This is a genomic window from Proteiniphilum acetatigenes DSM 18083 (genome assembly GCF_000380985.1).
In the GTDB taxonomy this organism is placed as follows: Bacteria; Bacteroidota; Bacteroidia; order Bacteroidales; family Dysgonomonadaceae; genus Proteiniphilum; species Proteiniphilum acetatigenes.
On sequence record NZ_KB905706.1, the window covers coordinates 1 to 18,441 of the forward strand.

12 protein-coding genes are annotated in these 18,441 nt (G+C 43.1%); 10 read left to right on the forward strand and 2 right to left on the reverse strand.

From position 1 onward, the window contains the following. The 9 genes from F597_RS0116735 to F597_RS0116780 all read left to right on the forward strand — a co-directional run. Positions 1–752: SDR family oxidoreductase (locus F597_RS0116735; RefSeq protein WP_019538922.1), on the forward strand; the 752-nt coding region annotated here is incomplete at its 5' end. A gap of 1,048 nt (positions 753–1,800) precedes the next feature. After that, positions 1,801–2,427, forward strand: a complete 627-nt coding sequence (locus F597_RS23050; protein ID WP_342662304.1) for a carboxypeptidase-like regulatory domain-containing protein — start codon at positions 1,801–1,803, stop codon at positions 2,425–2,427. Next, positions 2,424–4,985: a SusC/RagA family TonB-linked outer membrane protein gene (locus F597_RS21085; protein WP_342662305.1), complete on the forward strand. Its 2,562-nt coding sequence runs from the start codon at positions 2,424–2,426 to the stop codon at positions 4,983–4,985. Before F597_RS23050 ends, F597_RS21085 begins: the two co-directional genes overlap by 4 nt. Before the next feature lie 4 nt (positions 4,986–4,989). Next, on the forward strand, positions 4,990–6,897 hold the full coding sequence (locus tag F597_RS0116755; RefSeq protein ID WP_052319833.1) for a RagB/SusD family nutrient uptake outer membrane protein: 1,908 nt from the start codon (positions 4,990–4,992) through the stop codon (positions 6,895–6,897). A 29-nt stretch (positions 6,898–6,926) separates the two neighbouring features. Next, a complete protein-coding gene (locus tag F597_RS0116760; protein WP_169337995.1) occupies positions 6,927–8,135 on the forward strand; it encodes a DUF5000 domain-containing lipoprotein in 1,209 nt (402 codons plus the stop codon). Positions 8,136–8,200: 65 nt separating this feature from the next. Beyond that, complete coding sequence (locus F597_RS0116765; protein ID WP_169337996.1) at positions 8,201–9,343, forward strand: DUF4998 domain-containing protein; 1,143 nt, start codon at positions 8,201–8,203, stop codon at positions 9,341–9,343. Between the two features lie 117 nt (positions 9,344–9,460). Beyond that, complete coding sequence (locus F597_RS0116770) at positions 9,461–10,672, forward strand: hypothetical protein (protein WP_019540912.1); 1,212 nt, start codon at positions 9,461–9,463, stop codon at positions 10,670–10,672. A 53-nt stretch (positions 10,673–10,725) separates the two neighbouring features. Continuing rightward, the gene (locus F597_RS21090; protein ID WP_019540913.1) at positions 10,726–12,999 is read left to right on the forward strand and encodes a GH92 family glycosyl hydrolase; all 2,274 of its coding nucleotides are present in this window, start codon (positions 10,726–10,728) and stop codon (positions 12,997–12,999) included. Between the two features lie 56 nt (positions 13,000–13,055). Beyond that, on the forward strand, positions 13,056–14,363 hold the full coding sequence (locus tag F597_RS0116780) for a hypothetical protein (protein WP_019540914.1): 1,308 nt from the start codon (positions 13,056–13,058) through the stop codon (positions 14,361–14,363). Between the two features lie 14 nt (positions 14,364–14,377). Here the strand turns inward: F597_RS0116780 and F597_RS0116785 are convergent, their stop codons facing one another. Then, positions 14,378–15,511 carry a glycoside hydrolase family 183 protein gene (locus tag F597_RS0116785; protein WP_019540915.1) on the reverse strand — a complete coding sequence of 378 codons (1,134 nt, stop codon included), beginning with the start codon at positions 15,509–15,511 and terminating at the stop codon, positions 14,378–14,380. 193 nt (positions 15,512–15,704) lie between these two features. Between F597_RS0116785 and F597_RS0116790 the strand changes: the two genes are divergently transcribed. After that, positions 15,705–17,099 (forward strand): glycoside hydrolase family 140 protein, encoded by a 1,395-nt coding sequence (locus F597_RS0116790; protein WP_019540916.1) that lies wholly within the window; start codon positions 15,705–15,707, stop codon positions 17,097–17,099. A 64-nt stretch (positions 17,100–17,163) separates the two neighbouring features. Here the strand turns inward: F597_RS0116790 and F597_RS21800 are convergent, their stop codons facing one another. Next, entirely contained in the window at positions 17,164–18,426 is a 1,263-nt protein-coding gene (locus F597_RS21800; protein WP_019540917.1) for a DUF4998 domain-containing protein, read from the reverse strand. Positions 18,427–18,441: the final 15 nt, after the last annotated feature.

Genomic DNA, 18,441 nt, shown 5'->3' on the forward strand with positions numbered 1-18,441 from the left:
TGGGAAGTGTAATTGCATCCTACCTGGCAGGCCAGGGCGCCAGAATAGTTATCCTGGGGCGCCGGGAAGAGGCAGGCAGGGGGAGTGTAGACAAAATCAAATCGGAAGGCAAGGAAGCGCTGTTCCTGAGAACTGATGTGCTGGACGAAGCTGTGCTGGTACGGAACAGGGAAGAGATATTGGGACGGTACGGGCGTATCGACGCATTGCTCAATGCAGCCGGTGGGAATATGCCGGGAGCCAACATCAGTCCCGCACAAACCTTTTTCGATCTGGATCTGGATGAATTCGACAAGGTGGTCCGGTTGAACCTAACCGGCACCGTGCTGCCTTCCAGGGTTTTTCTCAAACCCATGGTGGAACAAAAAAAGGGGAATATCATTAATTTCTCGTCGATGGCCGCCTTCCGTCCGATGACACGCGTAGCCGGATATGCCGCGGCAAAAGCGGGGGTCACCAACTTCACGCAGTTCCTGGCCAATGAGGTGGCTGCCAAATTTGGCGAGGGGATACGGGTAAATGCCATAGCACCGGGTTTCTTTATCACCGAACAGAACCGGGATTTGCTCACAAACCCCGATGGTAGTTACACCCAACGGGGAGAGGATGTCATACGCCAGACGCCCTTCAAACGGATGGGAAAACCCGAGGAACTGTGCGGGGCAATCCACTATTTAGTGAGCGATGCCTCATCCTTTGTGACCGGGACAACCATCACCATAGACGGAGGATTCAACGGTTTTGCCATGTGACGATATTTTTATTCCATCTATTGGAAAGCCGGGATACCAACCTGAATCTTATAGCTTTCCATATCTCTTGTCATAAAATAAATATATAATATGTAAAAAAATAAAAAATATTTGACTTGTGTAAAAATATACATTTTATTTGCAATATAAAATATTAATTATTTTTCTTTATATTTAGTTAATCGGTTTAGCAACTATATAATAATATGGAAAAGACTCATATAAGATATCGCAGATCAGTAGCGTCCCTTAAAAGGAAGTATCCCTCTTGCTTTAGCGGTAAGGCTAAAGGTCTGTGTCAGTAAAATAACGCATAGAAAAATCAAACAGATAGCTGATGAAACAGATAAAATGTAAAGGTATTGCAGATGTAAGGAATGATTCTATGATAATTTTGTCTCACATTCTGTGTACGTACACAACGCCCCTTATTAATCTTTCCGACACTCACAATAATTAATCCATTTATTATTCACTTTTTAATTAGATCATTATGAAAGAAAAAAAAGAACTTTTTCTCAATCCAGGAAAATTTAAGGTGGGAGATGGGACCATAAAACTGAGGCTCGCCGGTTTTATCATGGTTCTGCTTTTCTCTTTCCCTGTAAGCTTTTTACATATGGTATGACCCCCCCCCCCCCCCCCCCGAAATTCAAACAATTGAACAACAGAGAGTTACAAAGCACGTAAACGTTCCTGTCATTGACACTGGGGGCGAATCCCTGGTCGGGGTAAACGTAATTGAAAGCGGAACAACCAACCGAACCGTCACCAACAAAGAGGGAATTATCGTAGGAGACCGATTTAATACTTTCAGAACACGACTTAACCTAGAATCTAAAATTATTTCTTTTTTGAAAATAGGGTTGAACTCAGGCTTCTCATCCCAAAATGAAGGATATCCACAACCCGGTTGTGGACAAATGGTTAGAATATCTCCCTATGGAGCAGATGAAATCGGTAATACAATCCTAGACTTACCATTTACCATTGAATATCTTTAGAATCATACTTTTTACTATGTTTTATTAAAAACACAAAAATGAAAATGAAAAATTCATTAAATTTAAAAGGGGGATTTCTATTTATATTTATATGGATAGCATCCTTTGTAATGTTAGCCCAGAACATTACCGTAAGAGGAACGGTCGTTGATTCGCAAAATGAACCTCTACCGGGTGTAACAATCACTGTCGTGGGTTCCACGAGAGGTGTGATTACCGATATAGACGGCAATTATTCGATTGCAGTTCTGCCGACCGATAAACTTCAATATTCTTTTGTAGGGTTAGAAACAAAAATTGTTCCTGTTAATAACCAAACGGTGCTGAATGTTGTATTAGAAGAGCAGGCAGATATGCTGGACGAGGTCACAGTTGTGGCATTTGCACAACAGAAAAAGGAGAATGTCGTAGGATCGGTTACCACCATTAATCCGGGTGAACTCAAGGTTCCTTCGAGTAACTTAACCACTGCCCTGGCAGGACGGGTTGCAGGGGTAATTTCTTACCAGAGGAGCGGGGAGCCCGGCCTCGATAATGCTGACTTTTTTATCCGTGGGGTAACCACTTTCGGTTATAAGAAGGATCCCCTTATCCTTATCGACGGGTTGAAAGTTCATCCACAGAACTGGCCCGTCTACGGACGGATGATATTGCCAGTTTTTCCATCCTGAAAGATGCCACCGCTACCTCTCTCTACGGGAGCCGTGCAGCAAACGGGGTAATCCTGATCAGAACCAAAGAGGGTAAAGAAGGGCCTGCTAAAATATCTATTCGGGTAGAGAATTATCTTTCCACTCCCACAAAGGACGTGGAACTGGCGGATCCCATTACCTACATGACAATGCATAATGAGGCGGTCCTTACACGGGATCCGTTGGGGATATTGCCTTATTCCAAACAAAAGATCGATAACACCGCTGCCGGATTAAACAGAGCTATGTATCCTGTTACCGACTGGCGTAAAGAGTTGATCAGGGATCACACGATAAATCATAGCGTCAATCTCAATGTAAGCGGAGGAGGTAAAGTGGCACGCTATTTCGTAGCAGGCGGATTTACTCAAAATAACGGGTTACTGAAAGTCGATAAAAAGAACAACTTTAACAACAATATAGACCTGAAGACTTATGCTGTCCGCAGTAACGTAAATGTGAATCTGTCTACAACCACTCGGTTAGATGTAAGGGTAAACGCTACATTCGACGAATATACAGGGCCAATAAGCGGAGGTACACAGGTCTACAGGAATGTGATGCGTACCAATCCTGTCTTGTTCCCGCCCTATTTCGAGCCCGACGCTGATCATGCCTATGTGCAACATATCCTGTTCGGTAACTTTGATGATGGTACGGGAAATTACTATCTTAACCCCTATGCAGATATGGTAAGAGGTTATAAAGCCTACTCCCGTTCGGTGATGATGGCCCAATTCGAGTTAAGTGAGAATCTGGATAGATTTTTGGAGGGACTCAGATTCCGTGTCATGGCCAATACAAGCCGGAACACCTATTTTGAAACAGAAAGAGCCTACCTCCCTTTTTGGTACCAGGCAAGCAGTTATAACAAGTTGACAGATACATTCAAATTATCATTACTGAATGAAGACGGAACATACGCAGGTCAAGAACAGCTCTCTTATGCCCCGGGAAGTAAAGAAGTGATGGCCGACTTTTACTCGGAATCGGCACTTAGCTATGACCAGACTTTTAATGATAAGCACGCAGTAAACGGGTTATTTGTATTTTTAGCACAAAACAGGGTCACCGGCAACGCCACCAACCTGGAGTCTTCTCTTCCTTTCCGGAATGTGGGTTTGGCTGGAAGAGCTGCCTATTCGTATGACAGCCGGTATAATATGGAATTGAATTTCGGTTATAATGCTTCCGAGCGCTTTCACGCGAAACACAGATGGGGTTTCTTCCCTTCGGTAGGATTAGCCTGGACGGTCTCTAACGAGAAGTTCTGGGAACCACTCTTAAACGTAGTAAACAGCTTCAGGGTCAAAGGAACACACGGCTTATCGGGTAATGATGCGATCGGATCGCCCACAGACCGCTTCTTTTACCTCTCGAATGTGCAAATGAATGATCCCAACAGAGGGGCTATCTTTGGAAGGGATAATAGTTACAGTCGCCCGGGGATATCGATTTTACGTTACTCCGATCCTGAAATTACCTGGGAGATCTCTACAAAATCGAACTTGGGGCTGGAGATTGGCCTTTTGGATCAATTCCGGATAGAATTGGATTTCTATAAAGAGTCCCGGAGTAATATTTTGCAATCCCGTGCATCTACCCCCGCGGAAATGGGATTGTCGGCAACGCCACAAGCCAATGTAGGGAAAGCGGAAGGAAAAGGATTTGATGCTTCGGTGGATTACAACAAGGTATTCAACAAGGATTTCTGGTTGCAGGGCAGGTTTAATTTCACGTTTGCAAAAAGTAAGTTCAAGGTATATGAGGAATATTATTACAACGATATTGCCCCCTGGAGATCGCATGTTGGTTATTCTATCAATCAACAATGGGGATATCTGGCAGAACGCTTATTTGTTGATGATGAAGAGGCTGCCAAATCACCACGACAAAACTTTGGAGAGTACGGGGGAGGAGATATCAAATACCGGGACATGAATAATGACGGGCAAATTACCGAGTTAGACATGGTTCCCATCGGATATCCCACTGTACCTGAAATTGTATATGGTTTCGGTTTTTCAGCGGGATATAAGGGTTTTGACTTTAACGCGTTTTTCCAGGGGTTAGCCCGGGAGTCGTTCTGGATAAATCCCCATGCCACCGCACCTTTCAGGCAGTACTACTATAATGCAGATGAATTGCGAGATCGACCAGGGTGGCCGCAGAAGTTGACACAGAATCAGTTATTGAAAGCATATGCAGACGACTACTGGTCGGAAGACAACCAAAATATCTATGCTTTATGGCCCCGTCTTTCCGTATCAAGCGCCGGACATGGCAATAACTCCCAGACCAGTACGTGGTTTATGCGGGATGGCAGCTTCCTCCGGTTGAAACAAGTGGAAGTTGGCTATACACTCCCAACCCGGATAACGAAAAAGGCATATATGGAAATGTTCAGGATCTATGTCAGCGGAAACAATCTGTTGAGCTGGAGCGATTTCAAGCTCTGGGATGTGGAGATGGGAGGTAACGGACTCGGGTATCCCATACAAAAAGTATTCAACCTTGGAATTCAATTAAATTTTTAAAGCAATGAAAATAAAAAATATACTCAGGCTTTCGATAATCTTTATGTTGGCCCTTTCGCCGGCATGTAACGATTTTCTGAATGTAACGCCGGACAATATAGCGACCATAGATTACGCATTCAGGATGAGAAGTACGGCAGAGAGGTTTCTCTTTACCTGCTATTCCTATATGCCCTCCCACGCCTCCTTAAATGAGAATCCTGCACTACTCGCCGGGGACGAGCTATGGTTGGTAGCGTCGAATACGAACAATGCATGGCAAATAGCCCGTGGTAATCAACGGATTGTAAATCCTTATGTAAACAGTTGGCAAGGATCTCTTGGCTCTAAAGACCTATACCAGGGGCTTCGCGAATGTAATGTTTTTCTGGAAAATGTCCATTTAGTACCCGATATTATCGAATACGAAAGAGAAAGATGGATTGGAGAGGTAAAATTTCTGAAAGCCTATTACCATTATTATCTGATAAGAATGTATGGCCCCATCGTGCTGATAAAAGAGAATTTACCGGTCGGTGCTCCTGCGGAGCAGGTAAGAATACCCCGTTCACCGGTAGACGAGTGCTTCGATTACGTGGTGCAATTACTGGAAGAGGCGGAGGCCGCTCTACCCGATAAAATTGATTTCGAGGTATCGGAATTGGGACGGATTACCAAAGCTATTGCACTCTCGCTGAAGGCCAAAGTGTTGGTTACGGCTGCAAGCCCTCTTTTCAACGGTAATTCCGATTATACCGGGTTCACCAATAAAGATGGAACTTCCCTGTTCAATACCACATTCGATGTTGAGAAATGGCAAAAAGCAGCAGATGCCTGTAAAGAGGCAATCGAGTTCTGCGAATCTTTGGGACACAGGCTATATGAATATAACCCGGAATTTGTACAGTATAATTTATCTGATACCACACTAATCCAAATGAGCATACGCAATGCATTCAATGAAAAATGGAACCCGGAAGTGATCTGGGCCAATACGAACAGTATGTCAGCAGGAATACAGGCTAATGCCACCCCGCGTGGACTGGATCCCGCCCTCACCGCCAACACCGGAGCACAAGGGAATATCGCGCCTCCATTGAAAATTGCCGAATTATTCTATTCCGACAACGGTGTCCCTATCGATGAGGATATTACCTGGGATTACAACAATCGATTCAGGCTTAAAATACCGGGGTATGACCATAGATTTAATCTGAAGCAGGGCTATACTACGGTACAGCTTCACTTCGACCGTGAGAACAGGTATTACGCGAGCCTCGGATTCGACGGCGGTATATGGTATGGGCAGGGACGCTACAACGATGAGAATTCGGATATATTGTTTGTTTCATCGAAAGCAGGCCAACCCGCCGCCGCCATAAATATGAACTCCTATTCAACAACCGGATTCTTCCCGAAAAAGTATACCCACTTCCAGAGTGTAATCGGATCCGGAAACACCTTTACCCGGGAGAATTACCCCTGGCCCGTTCTCAAACTGAACGAACTCTATCTGTTATATGCCGAAGCGTTGAATGAGGCAGATGGACCAAGCGAAGAGGTTTATTTTTACCTGAACAAGATACGGAGAAGAGCAGGCTTACAGGACGTGGAGGCAGCATGGAGTACTTATTCAATAAACCCCGATAAATATAAAAGCCAGACAGGGTTACGGGAAATTATCCAGCGGGAGCGTACGATCGAATTGATATTTGAAGGTAAACGGTTCTGGGATCTGCGCAGATGGAAGCTCGCCACCACAGAACTGAACAAGCCCATTACTGGATGGGATCTCGACCAATCATCCGCCGAAGGTTATTACAGGGAAAGATTGATCTTTAATCAAACATTCAGGTTAAAAGATTACCTGTGGCCGCTCAATGAGAATACACTTTTAGCCAATCCCGCCTTAGTACAGAATCCGGGATGGTAAATTATGATAATATTTTAAACGGTAAATTTATGAAAAAATATATTTTACTTATCTTTATCATCATCTGTATGCCAAGGTGTACAAATGAAGTCTGGCGCGGGATACCTACCGATGAAAACAGCCCCGCCCCACCTCCTGTGACGGATATACAGGTAGTTCCCACTCCCGGGGGAGCAAAGATATCCTATACGCTGCCTAAAAACGACAATCTGCTCTATATAATGGCAGAGTATACGCTCAAAGGTAACATAATCCAGAAGAAAGCCTCTTATTACAGCAACTATTTAGAGATTGAAGGTTTTCCGGATACCAATGACTACAACATCAAAATCTATTCGGTTTCCCGGGATGGCGTACGATCATTGCCAGCGGATGTAACCATCACTCCGCTCACCCCCCCTGTTATCTCGATCTTTGAATCCATTACAATGGAACCTACTTTTGGGGGAGTTAGAGTGAATTTCGTAAACGAAAGTGAAGCAGAAATAAAGTTAAGCGTAATCACGACCGATTCAGTGGGTGACTTTTACACTTATGATACTTACTATACCAAAAGGAAAGATGGCGCTTTCGCGGTTAGGGGTTTTGAAGTAGAGCCAAGAAGATTTGGCCTTTATGTATTGGATCGATGGAACAATTACTCCGATACGGTGTATGCAGACCTCACTCCCTGGTTCGAAGAACAACTCGATAAATCCAGATTCAGGCCGTTGCATCTGCCCACCGACACCTACGATCCCCATCCAAATGCTGATTATCATATGGGTAAGCTTTGGGATGATATATGGGGGACGACAACCATGGCATTCCATACCCGACCCAATACAGGTATTCCACAATGGTTTACATTTGATCTTGGCGTAAAATCGTCGTTAAGCCGCTTTAAATTCTATCATAGATTAGCATCCTCTAACGCAACAGCGGCTGATGGACAATATGCGGCAGGAGACCCTCGTGTGTTTGAAATATATGGCAGCAATGCACCCAACCCGGATGGAAGCTGGGATAGCTGGACATTGCTCGGAACTTTTGAATCGATCAAACCATCCGGTCAGGAGTCGGGTTGGACAACCGAGGATGTACAATATGCCGTTCATGACGGTGAAGATTTCGATTTTCCTGTCCTGGAGGAAGAGGGTTACCGATATCTTCGCGTCAGGATTGTCGAACTCTGGGGTAACGTTACCTATATGTATATCGGCGAAATGACATTCTGGGGAAAAGCCCTCGAAGAATAAGATTAAATCTTCATTTAGATTGATTTACAGCAAAATATCTATATTCTATCTAAAATATAATGAATATGAACAACTCAATCAATAAAGTTTATTATATACTTTGCATCGTCCTGATGGTCGGCTTTTCATCCTGTGGAGATATGGATGAGACATACCGCCATTTCTGGGAGAACGGCGAAAAAGTGTATCCGGCACCGGTAGATTCCCTGAAAATATTTACGGGAAGAAACCGGGTCGCTCTCTCCTGGAATATTTTTGGAGACCCCAATGTCAATTCGGCAAAGATATTCTGGAACAATAGATCCGATTCTTTGGAAGTTTCCATTCAGTCGAGTGGTGACAAAGACAGTTCCTATGTGGTCGTTGATAATCTGGAGGAAGGAACCTATTCTTTTGAGATATTCACCTACGACCTGAAAGGGAACAGGTCAGTTCCGCGGGACGGTATCGGAACTGTTTTTGGCGATGTCTACGAGCGAACACTACTACCCCGGATGCTACATAGCGCCAATCATAAAGATGATATTCTCATGGTGCTGTGGGGAAGTATGAATGATAAGACAGCTATCTGGAGTGAACTCTACTATAAGGATCTTTCTGGTGCACAAACCAAATTGATAGTGCAAAATGATGTAGATACTACATTTATTTATGACTTTGATTTTGAATCAGATCCGGTTTTAAACTATAGAACAGTGTATGTTCCGCCAACATCGATAGATACATTCTATACAAATATGCGGACCATAGCAGCGAAAGGAGCTCCTCTCCAATTTGAGAAGACAAACTGGACTGCAACCGCTTCAAGTTTCGATTCACGCGCGGGGGCATCGTATCGGCCACCCGAATTCACCATCGATAATAATCTTGCAACGCTCTGGGTAAATCAGGTCTCACCTCAAATGAATTATCCTCATACACTTACGATTGATATGGGAGAAATCAAGGAAAATGTCTCGGGTATGTCCATGATTACCCAAAGAAGGAATGAGACACCTAAAACAATAATGATAGAGGTGAGTAAGGACGGAATCAGTTGGAATCCGATGGGAACGTATAATGTGGAAAATATTGCAGACATTACCCAGACTTTCGATTTCTATGGCGAAGAAGATATCAGGTTCTTCAGGATGATTGCATTGACTCCTTGGGGAAATACGCCCAATATTGCTATCCCGGAGGTGGGTGCTTATACTTATGTATATTGAGCATACTATTGTAGAATATTAAATTCTTTCTCTTCTTGAATCCAAGTCCATTCCGGAAAGTCAGCATACCCTGACTTTCCCGGGGTGGATACGGATTTGTTCTACTTCATCAATAAAATGACACGACTTACTATTATTATCATTACATTAGCGTGCTTGTATATCACGGGATGTGGCAATAAAGATGAATCACCAAAAAAATTCATTCTTATAAATGGTGTGAGTGGCACACAGGAATCATTTCAGGAAATTAAAAAAACGTTTGAGACAGACAAAAAAAATGATATTGCTGTTGGCATTGGCTTTATAGTTTCTTACCTGCATTATAAACCTGCCGAAGCCGAGTCGAAATTAATAAACTATCTTTCACTTTCCGAGCAATTTGAATTGCCTGTGATTATTCAATTGGATGGAGAACAGTGGTGGGAGTACCGCTCTGATTTATGGAATTGGTGGGATGAAAATATACCGGGTTATAACCAGGAAAACAAAAAAAATGTAGAATGGTTCAACTGGAGCCCGGATTCAGCAATGAAGATCGGCTGGCGCAATTGGGGCCGCCAACTCCGTGTTCGTCCTGCTCCCAACCTGATGAGTACGGTGTACCGTGAATCCTGTCATGCGGGAATGGGAAGATTAGTGCCCATTATTGTAAACTGGTGGAAAAATCTTCCCGAAGAAAAGAAATACCTGTTTGTGGGAGTCAAAGTGGGATGGGAAAGTTCCATAGGAGTGAATACATGGTACTATCCGAATGGAAATGCATTGCTTGACAAACCGGAACCAAATGATCCGGATTATGGAATAAACATGGACTTCCTGCCAGACCGCGGTGTAAAAACTATTGGTTATGCCGCTGTTAGTACGCTCGGATTGGCCGTTTCAGGTCAATTACAGGAAGAAGACATCACAAAAGTGGTCCGGATACACCTCGAAGATTTGAGCAAATTCCTTGTAGATAATGAGATTCCAAGGGAGAAGATATTCACCCATTGTGGGGGATGGAGCCAGGGCGAGACATTATATTCGGCAGCTGTAAATCAATACTCTTGTCCGGGATGGAGCTTTTATGATCATGCTGCAAACCCAAAAAATGACGTTATGGCTATGAAGGCGCTCGAGTCAAGCGATGCGCCTTATTGGGGAGCCGTCGAATGGTTGTATGTGGGAGAGCGTTCAGAAGCAGATTGGGAGAATGCGCTACAGAATACACTGATCGACAATAGGGTGAGGTACATGTGTATTTATAATTGGAATGACATTAAAAATAATCAGAATGCCATATCTGCTATACATATGATCACAAAAAATGAAATAGTATCTTCTTAATTTTTGACTGCATAATTACCTGTATCATAAACAATGGATAAAATAATATAAAGATGAGAAATAAAGTTATAGTTCTTGATATTATATTTGTTATTTTGATGTTCTCTAATAGTTTCGCCCAAAATAATGAATATGATTACGCCAAACATGCCGATCCATTTTGGGGTGCTGCCGAAGATTGGTGGACAGGAGGACATACATTTGCCGGTGCAGCAATGCCATTTGGGATGGTCAAACTTGGTCCGGACTGTAATAATAAAAATACCAATTCAGGATACGACAGAAATGGGAAAATACACGGATTCAGCCACACGCATGCCTCTGGAGCAGGAGGAAATCCAAAATATGGTAATATCCTGGTAATGGCAACCCGCGGTGAAATTGATGTATATAACTATGGATCTGAAAGAATAAATGAATTGGCAGAACCCGGTTTTTTTTCAGTCGACTATACAGATTATAATATCAATGCTGAATTCACAGTCACTCATAGTGTAGGATTTCATAGATATCGATTTAATGAAGGAGGGCAATCAAATATCTTGTTTGACCTTGGGAGTTACCTGACATGGGTAGACGATGACTGGACCCAGGAGTTTGTAGGTTCCGGAATCCAGATTATCTCGGACACGGAAATTCAGGGTTACTCCCGGATACGCAAAGGTTGGGGAAATGGGGACGCATATACAGTTTACTTTTATGCCGTTTTGGATACTCCAGCACAAAAAGCAGGCACATGGAAATCAGGTAAAATCAATCCGAAGTCAAACAGCGAGGCGGATACAGGGGATCCTGTTGGAGGATATTTTTCTTTCGATGCGGAAAAAGGACAAGTTATCAGTGTAAAAGTCGGAATATCGTTCCTCGGAGTTGAAAAGGCAAAAAGTAATATTTCCAAAGAAATAGACCATTGGAATTTTTCTAAAATAAAGGATGATGCCTATAATGCATGGAATAAAGAACTTGGTAAAATCAAAATTCAACAAGCCAACAAGGACTATTTGGAAATTTTCTATTCAGCATTATACCATGCATTTTTACAACCGACCGACCGTACAGGAGAGAACCCAAAATGGAATTCCGATAAACCATATTATGATGATTTTTATTGTATCTGGGATACTTTCAGGGCAACCCACCCTCTCATCCTGCTGATAAATCCTGAACGTCAGGCTGGTATGATCAACGCACTTCTTGATATCTATAAAAATGAAGGTTACATGCCCGATGCAAGAAGTGGAAATTCTACCGGGATAACACAAGGGGGTAGCAATTCGGATGTATTGATTGCCGATGCTTTTGTAAAGGGATTAAAAGGGATTGATTATAGTGTGGGATTAAATGCAATGATAAAAAATGCAGAAGTTCCTCCTGGTGGTAATGAAGATAAATATGGTCGCGCAGGAATACCTGATTATAATTCATTGGGATACCTTGCGCCGGAACACAAGCGGGCTGGTAGCCGGACCATGGAGTATGCTTTTAATGATTATTGTATTGCAGTGGTTGCTGATGGGCTGGGGAAAAAGTCGGTTGCGGATAAATATCTCAGGAGATCAGATAACTGGAAGAATTTATGGAATACATTTGTTGAGGACGAGGGCGCGAAAGGGTTCATTATACCAAGAGATCGTGATGGATCATGGCAATTGGACTGGGATCTACATCATGTAGGCAGCCTGGATGATTGGCTTTATGAAGGCAATTCATGGGAATATTCTTTTTATGTCCCTCATAATATTGCAGAATTAATTCATTATTGTGGTGGAACAGAAAGGTTTGAACAACGATTGGATACCTTTTTTACAAAGAAGTCCGTTAGCACCAATCCTCATACCTCCGGTTATTATAATGTAAGCAACGAGCCCAGTTTTCTAACGCCATTATTGTATAATTATATTGGCAAACAATGGAAATCTTCAAGGATGATTCATAGAATTCTGCGTGAAAACTACACTACCGGAATTGATGGATTACCTGGAAATGATGATTCAGGCAGTATGTCCGCATGGTACGTTTTCCATACTCTTGGGTTTTATCCGGTTGCTGGAACGGACGTGTATTTAATCTCGTCACCCAAAAATCAAAAATCAGAAATCATCATCTCCGATAATAAGAAAATCATCATAAATGCAGAAGGGGTGAATGATAAAAATATTTACATACAATCCTGTAACCTGAATGGAAAGCCTTATAACAGAAGCTGGTTTCGCCATTCAGATATTATAGATGGGGCGGTTATTGATTTTATCATGGGAGACAAACCTTCAAAATGGTCAATGGATGGAGAATTGCCCTCTCTTTATCTTATCAATATCAGATTGTGAGCCCGGCTCCATTCTAAAGCTTAAAGCACGAAAAAACAAAGAAAGCAAAATAAATTATGGAAAAGACCTGGCGCTGGTTTGGCAGAAAAGATATAACTATACTCGATAGGTTCCGTCAGATAGGAGTAGAAGGAATAACTTGCCTGTGTATACTGGTTGTGATGTGTAGTAATGGTAGCGGGAATGATCAAAAATCAGGATATATATTTGATGGAGCAGGAATAACCAGGAAAAATCTTGAAAACTATCTCGACAGGGCTGTTACAATGGCGGAATTTTTAACCGTAGACCCTTTTTGTAACGACGCAACTTATCCCGATAAGGAACGGGATATAAAATTGATACAAAATATGGGTGCCAAATTTATTGGACGATCAATTTATCGTTGGGGCGACGAAGAAGCATTGAATAATCCTGATTTTTTGGATAACGCGAAAATCCTGGCAGCAAAAGTGCACAAAAATGATCCTGATGTTATTTTCCAGGCAGCACTTTTTGAAGCGGTAAGTGTCGGGGTAAACAATATCAGGATCCCTGAATGGGTTTTTGCTGAATTGGGTATGCCTGCCGAACAGCGTAATTTTCACTACGATGATATGTTGAACCTGAATGGAAAATTTGTTGGGTTTTGGAACGAAAAGACAAGCGTTCCCGATATAACCAGAACAGAAACACAATTATGGTTTATGTTTTTAGCCGGCTGTTATATAAATATAGGTTGTGAAGCCCTTCATCTGGGACAAATTGCCCTGATAGGTATGGAAGACCAGAATTACGAACACTGGACGAAAGTGCTTGATAAAATACGGAGTTATGCCGGAAAACATGCCCGCAGAAACTGGGTATTGCTCGATGCGCATACACCCTTTGGCGGGATGGTCGTTGAGGGAAAAAGCCTGTTGGATTTCAACTCTTTCCCTCTGCGGATGAAGGAAATCCCGGAAAAACCGCAACATTGCATTTTAGAAAAAGGATATAGAGACTCTTTCTTTGTCCGTAGTGAAGGAAGTATTACACCTTCCGGATGGTATTGCGAATCGCTGCCCTATCTAGTAGAGTTTGATAATTTCGGAGTGAGTGATACCCCGGGACAGGCAACCGTCGATTCTCATTTTGTGTGGGGATATGATGAAATTACATGGTTTTGTCTTCAGAGCGAAGCATATCAAAAAGATTGGTTGTGTTACGCCTATAACTGGATACGAGAAAACGATCCCAATGGATTCCTGCAGATGCCCGTATGCCGGATCATGGTTCCCGGAAGCGGTCAACCTGTCAGAAAATGCCATGCCAATACACGTACACCGGATTTTCCCCAGGGGATGAACTTGGAGGAAACAATGAAAGAGATATGGCTGCAATGATATTTACATTACTTTTATGAGACATTCTCCGGATCCGGTTGTTGCGGGACTTCATTCAGCACCATCTCATAAGTAATCCAGATAAAATACGGGATGGTTGCCCTCACGTCGTTCCACGCCTGTTCCACGTCGCTCGTATTCATGCAATAGCTGACCAGGAACATTCCGTCCCGCTCGTACTGCGGATGTGCCATGGCATTGTATGCAAACAATCTTTCGTCTTCGATCGGCTCCGGCACAGTGTAGATCAGCTTCTTATTACGCCAGGGACCCGTCGGGCTGTCGGAAATGAATGTGTATATTTCTCTTACCATCCTTCCCTGAACCAACAAAATAAATTTATCTTGATAGGGAAAAACGCTGAACTGGGAACTCACGCCCACGTCGATTCCTTCGAGTGGTCGTGTAGCCTCCGGATCTCCGCTCCAGTCCGTTCCGTCGAAATATTCCCATTCCTGTAATTTGTCGTCGACCAATTTCGCCCGTGCGGCATGCAGGGTTGCGGAAAAACCTTCCACGTGATTGCCGTAGCAATAATAATAGCCCTCGTGTTCATGAAAGCCGAATCCAAGATTGACGCCGTTGACCTTATAGGAATCCACCGGCTCGTCGTCTATAAGGGTGTAATCGGGAAGGCGCAGGCGGAAATAACGTATCTGGTTAGCACGGAATCCCCACATACCCGGCTTTTCGAAAACGATCTGCGTCATCAGCACGTGGAGAATATTGTTTTTAACAAATCCGTGGTGCGGCCAGTAAACGGTATTATGCCCGTCCACTTTCTCACTGACCACGACCGGGGCAGGGCTCTCCGGCGTGCCGGTATGAATGGTCCGGGACTTTTCGCCGTCCAGTTCCACGATCAGGTTACCGAATACCATCCGGGACTTTTCCCTATCGCGTTTCCCGTCTACGATCCTTCCCATGAAAGAATCCCCGAAAAGCCAGAGGCTCTTGTCTTTTTTAATCGGAACGGAAATCGCACCGTCTCCTCCCGACCATACGCCCGAGCCATCGCCGGGAATCAGCATTTTTATCATCGTCGTATCCACAACGACGTCGCGGGGGTCGGAGGACTTTTTCACATCCCGGCACATAGAAAAATACACTACCAGAGGCAACAGAAACAGGATAAATTTCATTTTCATATGCAGTAACCTTTTTAATGGAACGATTTGATAGACATAACCTGAATTATTCAACTTTTCTATGGGTGAAAATACATCAAAACAAGCAGAAAACCTATTATTTATTAGAAAAATCATGTATATTTGTTCTGCAGCATATTTTTGCAACTTAAGACTTAAGGAATAATATATCTATTATCAACAACATACAATCATGAACACAAACCATAAGATCAGGGTATTATTTTTTGCTCTTGGATTCATTTTTTCTACGTATATGCTACATGCCCAGGAAGATAAATGGCAAGGGAAAGCGGTTGATTTTTCTCATGGCAGGTTGGAAGTCCATCCCAGCAAACGGTTCCTTTGCCATGCCGACGGCACGCCATTCTTTTATCTCGGCGATACGGCATGGGAGTTGTTTCACAGATTGAATGAAACGGAGATAGACACCTACTTTGAGAACCGCAGGGAAAAAGGGTTTAACGTGATCCAGGCAGTGATCCTTGCTGAATTGAACGGGCTCAACACTCCTAACAAAAACGGTGACAGGCCTCTTCTTGATAACGATCCTCATAAACCTAATGAAGCTTATTTTGCATGGGTCGATAAAGTAATACACAAAGCCGCAGAAAAGGGAATGTATATTGGCCTGCTACCTACATGGGGGGATAAAGTGGATATTCAATGGGGAACAGGCCCTGTAATATTCGATACCGACAATGCTTATGCTTACGGGCAATATTTGGGAGAACGTTACAAAGATTTCCCCAATATCATCTGGATCAACGGAGGAGATCGCAGTGGTGGTGGCAGGAACAAAGACATCTGGGACGCTATGGGCAAAGGAATCAAATCGGCAGATAACAATCATCTCATGACCTTCCATCCGATTGGTGCGGAAACATCCGGAAGTTGGTTTCATGATTACGATTGGCTCGATTTCAATAGTTGTCAGACCGGACATGCCTATTATACCTACGATATCTTTGAAAAGCTGATTACCGGGGATTATAACAGACAACCCACTAAACCGGCCATCAATCTGGAACCCTGTTACGAAGATCACCCGGTAAGAGGGCAGCCTGAAGGCGTCGATCTGTGGTTTGATGAAAGTAACGTACGACACGCATTGTATTGGAGTTTATTCAGTGGAGCGTTCGGACATACCTACGGTTGTCACCCCATATGGCAGTTCATGGCTCCGGAATATGTGCCGGTAGGAGGCGTCCGTAACAACTGGTATGATGTTCTTGACTTGCCGGGCGCCTGGGATCTGATACATGCCCGCAGGTTATTCGAGTCTTATGATTTTTTCAGCAGACACCCTGACAACACCATTATCTTAACTGAGCAAACGGACACTAAGGACTTTGCTATCGCAACAAAAGGAGATGGATACGCATTTGTGTACTTCCCGCATGGAAATAGTCTGGAAGTATCTCTGGAAAAAATTTCCGGAACAAAAAAAATAAAACTTAACTGGTTTAATCCCCGTACAGGTAAAAAAACCGGGATAGGTACCAAAGCAGCCAAAGGCTCTTTCGAGGCAAATCCACCGTCATCAGGAAAAAACAATGACTGGATATTAATTATGGAAAGGTACTGATAGAAATAGGGGAGCGGCAGATATACACTCCGCCACTCCCCCTTTTCAAGTTAAATCCCGGAGTTTACAGGTCATCACCCCATAGTGTTATTTCTCCGATATTTACACAATTGGATCCCTGCCAATTCTGATTCTTGATGACCAGCCGGATATATCGTACCCGTCCGATCTCTTCATTTACATCATATTCCCAACCGGCAGCCCATGCTGCAGCCTGATCACTTCCAGGCCTTATGATCTCATGATCTCCCATAAGCTTCCAGTCTTCTTTCCAGGCCTCCGTCTTCCAATAGGTTTCATCATCGGAAGCATTTTTCAGTTCATTGGTACCCCAGATCTCAAAATAACGGGGACTATGGCCGGTAAAAGCTCCGGCATCTGTTCTCGGCCAGATACGTAAACGGCTGATTTCAGCCAGTACTCCCATATCGAAGGTGAAATGATGCGGGAAATTAAACCCGGCAGCATTCTCTACCGTATGCAGGATATTCGGATTCGTTGGCGACCCATCCCATATTCGGGAAAGATCACGGCTGTTATTTACCGAAGTATTATCACCTGTTAAAACAATGATTGAAAACTTTGCTTTATTGATTTCTCTCTCCAATTTAGGCAGCGTATATTCTCTTACAGGAGAATCCAAAGTTTCCAATGCGTTTTCGGGAAGATAGGTTGTAAAAATATTGATTTTATCTCCTGTCTCGAGTTCTGTTAAAGAAGTTTCCGTATCTGTATTTTCTATACGGACAAACTCTGTGATGCCATCTTTCGTATAAGTTATAGTTGTATACTGAATTTCTCTGTTTGATATTGGATCCCATGTAATTAACATGCTTCCATCCGTTTGCTTGGCTATAGATGCAACGTTCCTGTTCCTTAACGTTTGTGTGTATGATTCACCGTAAATCAATACTGCAGCTTGCTGTACCATAGAATAATGACCTTCATTATCTCGTGTGATAAATTCAAAAGTATAATCCCCTTCTCTCAGGTTTTCAAGATAATGATTCATCTGAATGGCCCCGCTTTGTGTACGATTTACGTCAATAAGCACAGAATCTGTCCGTTGATTCCAATATATCACTACTTTGGTAATACGCGGATCCGCATTTATTTCCCATTCAAGCAGGACTTTTTCATAGCCGGGATGAACTTTGATCGAATCTACCACACCCGTATAAATATCTTCACCCCTGTCATAATATTCCTGATGAATACTGTTCATATCGTCACAGGCTACCATCATCATGAAAAGAAATACAGGTAAGATAATGAAGGAACGGCCTCTTCTCCCGATATAGTTTTTTAAAATTATATGTTTATTCATTTTCTTTCGTGTAAT